The sequence below is a fragment of the Mesorhizobium sp. M5C.F.Ca.IN.020.32.2.1 genome (genome assembly GCF_004023105.1).
GTDB classification, from domain to species: Bacteria; Pseudomonadota; Alphaproteobacteria; order Rhizobiales; family Rhizobiaceae; genus Mesorhizobium; species Mesorhizobium wenxiniae.
Map to the genome: position 1 here is coordinate 1 of NZ_RZSX01000335.1, position 6,390 is coordinate 6,390.

Sequence of the window (6,390 nt, forward strand, 5' to 3'; positions counted from 1 at the left end):
TTCTATGCCGGCGCCGGCGGCCGCGACGTCGCCGAGGGCGTCGAGGTCTTCGAGCAGAAGGCGCTGAAGAAGGTCGCCTTCGTCTGGGAATGACGGCTCGACACGCCTCTCGCTAACACCCCCTCAGCTGCTTTCAGTACCATTCGCCGCATTGCACCATGCGCCGCTGCCCGCTATCGGTCTCCTATCGAAAGAGGGACAAAAGCCATGCGTATCGAAGCCATTGCCATCGGAAAGAACCCGCCGGAGGACATCAACGTCATCATCGAGGTGCCGATCGGTGGCGAGCCGATCAAGTACGAGATGGACAAGGAGGCCGGCACGCTGTTCGTCGACCGCTTCCTGCACACCTCGATGCGCTATCCCGGCAATTACGGCTTCGTGCCGCACACGCTGTCAGGTGACGGCGACCCGATCGACGTGCTGGTCTGCAACACGCGCGCGCTGGTGCCGGGCTGCGTCATCAATGTGCGGCCGATCGGCGTGCTGGTGATGGAGGACAATTCCGGTTTGGACGAAAAGATCATCGCGGTGCCTTCGCCCAAGCTGACGCTGCGCTACGAGAACGTCACCGAATACACGCACCTGCCCGACATCACCCGCCAGCAGGTGCAGCACTTCTTCGAGCACTACAAGGATCTCGAACCCGGCAAATGGGTCAAGATCGAGGGCTGGCACGACGCCGCCTATGCCAAGAAGATGATCATCGAGGCGATCGAGCGGGCTAAGGCAAGCAAGTAGCCGAAGCCTGAAGTTGACCGAATGGGCTGTCGCCGGTTGAGGCTGGCTGAAGCCCCTCAGCTTCGTCATCCTCGGGCGGAGCAAAGAGCGTAGCGACGTAGTGCAGACCCCTGGATCAATGGCGTGACGTCAAAGCGCCGCAACAGTGCAGAATTCTGGTCCGCTGCGCACTTCGGTTGATGTCACGGAATGGATCCCAGGCTCTGCGCTCCGCTTCGCGTCGCTCCGCCCAGGGATGATGACGAAGTCAGTTATCGACGCGGCCGAAATCGGGTGCGTTGCCGATAACCACGCGCTTGTCCTTGCCGCAGGCAAAGGTGCGTGCCTTCTCGTCGGCGAGTTTTCGCGCCTCATCATTGGCGGCCGGATTGCCGGTGGCCAGCACCAGGCCGACGGTGCAGCCCTCATAGTTCTCCGGCTGGGCGACCTTGGCGACGATCAGCACGTCGGTTGGTTTGTTCTCCCCCTCGGGATTGCTGATCGAGCGACGGTGGATGACCGCGAAAGGAATGGCAAGATCGCCGTTCGTCTCGATGCGCCACTCGAGTTTGGGTGCAGCCGAATTGAAGGCGATGAAACTTTCCCAGACCGCGGTCATGTCGCTGGAGGGAAAACCGTAGAACAGCGATTCCCGGGCATCGTCGTAGGCGATCAGCACCGGGTAGCCGCGATAGCCCGAACAGGCAAGACTGGCCCAGTCGCCTTCGCCTTCTGTCGCTTGCGCGTAGGTCACGCAGTCCTTCTTCCAGTCGAGATCGGTGTAGGCGCTGGAAATGTCGCCGGCCTGGGCAGCCTGGCAGAGGCCGGCAAGGGCAAGCGGGATCATCAAAAGGCTACGCATCGCGGACAACTCCGTTTCGGGCTGCCGCACGGTATCGTTAAACGCTATTTCTTCAAGCTCGCTTCGATCAGCAGGTCCGCGTTCCGGGCTACAGACTTCGCCGGTCCGCCGGCACCGAACAGCTGGCCGCTGATATAGGCGCCTTCGATCAGAAGCAGCAGCCCGTCGCCCAGCGTATCGGCGTCGCCGGCACCCATTGCCGCCGCCATGGCGCGCAGGCGTCGTCGCAATTGCTGCTTGTTGGCCTCACTCACCACGCGGGCCGGGTGGCCGTGCTCGGGATATTCGACGGCCGCATTGGTCATGCCGCAGCCGCGATAGTCTGGCTTTTGCGTGCGCTTGCCGATGCGTGTCAGGAAGGCAGCGATCTGCGCGCGCGGATCGCCGGGATGGGCAGCCACCGCCTCGTCGAAGCGGGCCCAGAACTCCAGGTCGTATTGCCGGAGATAGGACGCGGCCAATTCGTCCTTGGAGGGAAAGCTGCGATAGAGGCTGGGCTTGGTGACGCCGGCACGCCGCACGATCTCGTCGACGCCGATCGCCCTGATGCCTTGCCGATAGAACAGGTCGCGGGCTACGCGAAGGATTTTTTCGCCGGCGCGGGGCTGTGCCAATTCATCCGCTTTGATCCTTGGTTCAATGCTTTTCATCTAGGATGTGCCGTGGCCTGCTTGACAATGTTACCGATCGGTACGTATACCTCGGTGCAATTGCAACGTACCGGTCAGTAACATGATAGCTCAATCCCGTCCGTTTGGCCAGCGCTACGCTTTCGTCGTGGTCGCCGTCATTTTCCTCTGTCTGCTGATCGCGGCAGGCCTGCGGTCGGCGCCGGCCGTCATGATGCTGCCGCTGGAGGAGAGTTTCGGCTGGCGGCGCGATGTCGTTTCGCTCGCCGCGGCCATCGGCATCTTCCTCTACGGCCTGACCGGGCCGTTTGCCGCGGCACTGATGGAACGGATCGGGCTGCGCCGTACGCTGCTGGCGTCGCTGGTGTTGATGTCGGGTTCGACGGCGATCAGCCTGTTGATGACCGAGCCGTGGCACCTGCTTCTCACCTGGGGCGTATTCTCCGGCGTCGGTTCCGGCGCGGTCGCCACGGTGCTCGGCGCCACCATCGTCAATCGCTGGTTCAAGACCAATCGCGGCCTGGTGATGGGACTGATGTCGGCCTCCGCCGCCACCGGCCTGCTGGTGTTCCTGCCGCTGCTCGCGGCGCTCGCCCAGTCGGGCGGCTGGAAGCCTGTCGCCATCGCCATTGCGGTCGCCACCGCCTGCCTCGTGCCGCTGGTCTGGCTGCTGGTGCCGGAGCGTCCGGCCTCGATCGGCATGGTGCGTTACGGCGCTGAGGCCGATGACGTGCCGCCGGTTCCGCCGGCCTCGCAGGGCAATTTCTTCACGCACACACTCAGCACGCTGCGCCGTGCCGCCGGCACCCGCGTGTTCTGGTATCTGTTCGCCACCTTCTTCATCTGCGGCTTCACCACCAACGGACTGGTCGGCACGCACCTGATCGCGTTTTGCGGCGACATGGGTATCGGTCAGGTGCAAGCCGCCGGCCTGCTGTCGCTGATGGGCATCTTCGATCTGATCGGCACGACGCTGTCGGGTTGGCTCACCGACCGCTTCGACCCGCGCAAGCTGCTCGGCGTCTATTATGGCATCCGCGGCCTGTCGCTGATCTATCTGCCTTATTCCGGCTTCTCGTCGACCAGTCTGATCATCTTCGCCGTGCTCTACGGATTGGACTGGATCGCCACCGTGCCACCGACGCTCAGGCTGTCGAACGAGGCGTTCGGCGACCGCAGCGGGCCGATCGTCTTCGGCTGGATCGTCGCGGGCCATCAGGTGGGCGCTGCGGCTGCCGCCTTCTTCGGCGGCACCATGCGTGAATTGCAGGGCAATTACGAGCTTGCCTTCCTCATCGCCGGCATGACGGCGATAGCCGCAGCCTGCATCTCGCTGTTGATCAACACCAGCCGTCCAGCCTTCGAGCCGGAACCGCAGGCGGCTTGAGTTGTGACGGCTGAGCGCTAATCTCCCCCTTGAGGGACCCTTGAGGGGAGATGGCCGCGAAGCGGCCAGAGGGGGGTCGGTCCGACCAGGCTCGGCGCCTTATCGCAGACGCAGGTGGTCGGTGCTCCACGCGAGACGACCCCCTCTGTCGCCTTTGGCGGCATCTCCCCCCAAGAGACCCTCAAGGAAGAGATTCGCTGGTCTGTTGGTTGTAACGAAACCTTCATGGTTTCGAGATGTGCCTGAAACATTGAGGCTGGACCTTGGCGGCGACGTTCAACGCCATCCAGGAGACAGCCATGAACAAGATTTCGATGACCCGGCGCGCCTTCGTCACGTCCGTGAGCGCCGCCGGCCTCGTCGGCGTATCGGGCCTCGCGCTTCCCTATTATTCGCGCGCCAATCAGCGGCCCGTCTTCACCCATGGCATCCAGTCGGGCGATGTCGACGCAACCAGCGGCGTAGTGTGGACTCGCACCGACCGCCCTTCGCGCGTGATGTTCGAAGTGTCGTCAACGGAAAATTTCGCCAACGCCGTCCGTCTTGCGCCGCTCGATACGTCGCCGGCCAGCGATTACACGGTAAAGCGGCTGCTCACCGATCTCGCCTCCGACCAGGACATCTTCTACCGCATGATCGCGGCCGATCTCGCCGACATCAACGCCGTCTCCGAGCCGATCGTCGGCCGCTTCCGCACGGCGCCGGCCTCGAAGCGCGACATTCGCTTCGCCTGGTCGGGCGATACCGCCGGCCAGGGCTGGGGCATCGACGACACCGGCATGAAGACCTATGCCACGATCGGCAAGCATACGCCCGACTTCTTCCTGCATTCCGGCGACACCATCTATGCCGACGGCCCGATGAAGGACGAGGTCGACCTTTCCGGTGGCAGCAAGTGGAAGAACAGCGTCCTGATCGACGAAAAGCGCAAGGTTGCCGAGACGCTGGACGAGTACCGGGGTCAGTGGAAATACAACATGATGGACAGGAATGTGTTGGGGCTCAACGCCATCTGCCCGACCTTTTACCAGTGGGACGACCACGAGGTGGTGAACAACTGGTCGGATTCGAAGGACCTGAGCGCCGACGACCGCTACTCGGAAAAAAACATCCATGTGCTGGCGGCACGCGCGGCACGCGCCTTCCACGAGATGACGACGATCCGCTACGAGCCGTCGGAACCGGGCCGCGTCTATCGCAAGATCGCCTACGGGCCGCTGCTCGACGTGTTCTTCCTCGACATGCGTTCCTATCGCGGCTCCAATGGTCCTGGCATGCAGGATACGGTGACGCCGCAATCGCGCATCCTCGGCGAACAGCAGATGAAATGGCTGAAGCGCGAACTGGCAAACTCCAACGCGACCTGGAAAATCATCGCCGCCGACATGCCGCTCGGTCTCGTCGTCTGGAACGACGCCACCAAGAAGGCCGGCGCCGAGGCCATCAGCAATGGCGACAATGGTCCGGTTAAAGGCCGCGAGCTGGAGATTGCCGACCTCCTTCGCTATATAAAGAATGCCGGCATCACCAACACCGTCTGGCTTACCGCCGACGTGCACTACACGGCGGCGCACTACTACAATCCTGATAAGGCGCAGTTCCAGGATTTCAATCCGTTCTGGGAATTCGTCTCCGGTCCGCTCCACGCCGGTACATTCGGTCCCAACGATTTCGACATGACCCTCGGCCCGGAGCTGAAATTCATCAAGGCGCCAACCGCCGAGCAGGGGCAGAACCTGCCACCCTCGGCCGGCCTGCAGTTCTTCGGCCTCGTCGACATCGATGGCGCCACTGAACAGATGACGGTGCGGCTGATGGATCGCGACGACAACGAACTCTACAAGGTCACGCTCGATCCGGTGCAGTCGGCGTGAGAGGGAACTTCGCGATTAGCGGAAGCGCAGGCAGGGCAGAGGGCGCGTGAAGGATCACTGCGGAACGGACCTTGCGGATCTCAGTGTGGCCGCGACGTCGCTACGCTTGCTAATCTGGATAGCAGACGGTTGGAATGTTGGGCCAGACCGCGCGGTCGCAGTTGGCAGCCTCCTGCCTCTGCTTGAAGGCGGTGCTAACCGGCCCGGTCACCACCGGGTCGACGCCATCGGGAGCATCGGCAAATAACTGCTCCGCCGTTCGTGTGTCGGACGGCAGGGCAGGCCGCGTTTCCTTCGACGTCGCGGCCGATTGTGCCGCGCCTACCGCAAAGAGGACGGCGAGGGCCGCCCATGCGAAGATTGGCCGGTATCTGGTGCCCGTATTGCTCATGAAATTTGAACTGTCCCGACCGCGAAAGGTTCCGCTTTGGTTAATAATTCCATTTCACACCAAGACGCTTAAGATTTGGTGACCATGTATTTGGTGGCGCGCATCCTCTTTCGCAATTGCGAAAAACCCTGTATGAGCCGCCCAACCGAAAGAGGCAGCGCCTTTTGGCCTGCTGCCTGCAACGCTCCCGAGACCACAACATGAAAATTCGTAATATCGCGATCATCGCGCACGTCGACCATGGAAAAACCACCCTCGTCGACCAGCTCCTGAAACAGTCCGGCTCGTTCCGCGACAACCAGCGCGTCGCCGAACGCGCCATGGATTCGAACGACTTGGAAAAGGAGCGCGGCATTACCATCCTGGCCAAGGCGACCTCGGTCGACTGGAAGGACACCCGCATCAACATCGTCGACACCCCCGGCCACGCCGATTTCGGCGGCGAAGTCGAGCGCATTCTGTCGATGGTGGATTCGGCCATCGTGCTGGTCGACGCCGCCGAAGGGCCGATGCCACAGACCAAATTC

7 protein-coding genes and 1 pseudogene are annotated in these 6,390 nt (G+C 62.4%); 5 read left to right on the forward strand and 3 right to left on the reverse strand.

Annotation, left to right across the window (positions count from 1 at the left end; all coding sequences use genetic code 11):
* Positions 1-93, forward strand: a pseudogene (locus tag EOA86_RS40385) (GNAT family N-acetyltransferase); the annotation flags it as partial.
* A 114-nt stretch (positions 94-207) separates the two neighbouring features.
* Positions 208-741 carry an inorganic diphosphatase gene (gene ppa / locus EOA86_RS17755; protein ID WP_029349108.1) on the forward strand — a complete coding sequence of 178 codons (534 nt, stop codon included), beginning with the start codon at positions 208-210 and terminating at the stop codon, positions 739-741.
* A gap of 247 nt (positions 742-988) precedes the next feature.
* Here ppa and EOA86_RS17760 read toward each other — a convergent pair whose 3' ends face one another.
* Both EOA86_RS17760 and EOA86_RS17765 read right to left on the reverse strand, forming a co-directional pair.
* A complete protein-coding gene (locus EOA86_RS17760; protein ID WP_128342837.1) occupies positions 989-1,582 on the reverse strand; it encodes a hypothetical protein in 594 nt (197 codons plus the stop codon).
* 44 nt (positions 1,583-1,626) lie between these two features.
* Entirely contained in the window at positions 1,627-2,232 is a 606-nt protein-coding gene (locus EOA86_RS17765) for a TetR/AcrR family transcriptional regulator (protein ID WP_065011161.1), read from the reverse strand.
* 82 nt (positions 2,233-2,314) lie between these two features.
* Between EOA86_RS17765 and EOA86_RS17770 the strand changes: the two genes are divergently transcribed.
* Both EOA86_RS17770 and EOA86_RS17775 read left to right on the forward strand, forming a co-directional pair.
* A complete protein-coding gene (locus tag EOA86_RS17770; protein WP_065011162.1) occupies positions 2,315-3,598 on the forward strand; it encodes an MFS transporter in 1,284 nt (427 codons plus the stop codon).
* A 299-nt stretch (positions 3,599-3,897) separates the two neighbouring features.
* Positions 3,898-5,472 carry an alkaline phosphatase gene (locus EOA86_RS17775; RefSeq protein ID WP_065011322.1) on the forward strand — a complete coding sequence of 525 codons (1,575 nt, stop codon included), beginning with the start codon at positions 3,898-3,900 and terminating at the stop codon, positions 5,470-5,472.
* 109 nt (positions 5,473-5,581) lie between these two features.
* Here EOA86_RS17775 and EOA86_RS17780 read toward each other — a convergent pair whose 3' ends face one another.
* Positions 5,582-5,863 (reverse strand): hypothetical protein, encoded by a 282-nt coding sequence (locus EOA86_RS17780; RefSeq protein ID WP_065011163.1) that lies wholly within the window; start codon positions 5,861-5,863, stop codon positions 5,582-5,584.
* 200 nt (positions 5,864-6,063) lie between these two features.
* On the opposite strand from EOA86_RS17780, the gene EOA86_RS17785 reads away from it, so the two are divergent.
* On the forward strand, positions 6,064-6,390 hold a 327-nt coding region (locus tag EOA86_RS17785), incomplete at its 3' end, for a GTP-binding protein (RefSeq protein WP_128342838.1).

Excerpts from the sequence above, each read along its gene's own strand:
- EOA86_RS17765 (WP_065011161.1), bottom strand. The coding sequence starts at position 2,232 with ATGAAAAGCATTGAACCAAGGATCAAAGCGGATGAATTGGCACAGCCC.
- EOA86_RS17780 (WP_065011163.1), bottom strand. The coding sequence starts at position 5,863 with ATGAGCAATACGGGCACCAGATACCGGCCAATCTTCGCATGGGCGGCC.
- EOA86_RS17760 (WP_128342837.1), bottom strand. The coding sequence starts at position 1,582 with ATGCGTAGCCTTTTGATGATCCCGCTTGCCCTTGCCGGCCTCTGCCAG.
- EOA86_RS17770 (WP_065011162.1), top strand. The coding sequence starts at position 2,315 with ATGATAGCTCAATCCCGTCCGTTTGGCCAGCGCTACGCTTTCGTCGTG.
- EOA86_RS17775 (WP_065011322.1), top strand. The coding sequence starts at position 3,898 with ATGAACAAGATTTCGATGACCCGGCGCGCCTTCGTCACGTCCGTGAGC.
- ppa (WP_029349108.1), top strand. The coding sequence starts at position 208 with ATGCGTATCGAAGCCATTGCCATCGGAAAGAACCCGCCGGAGGACATC.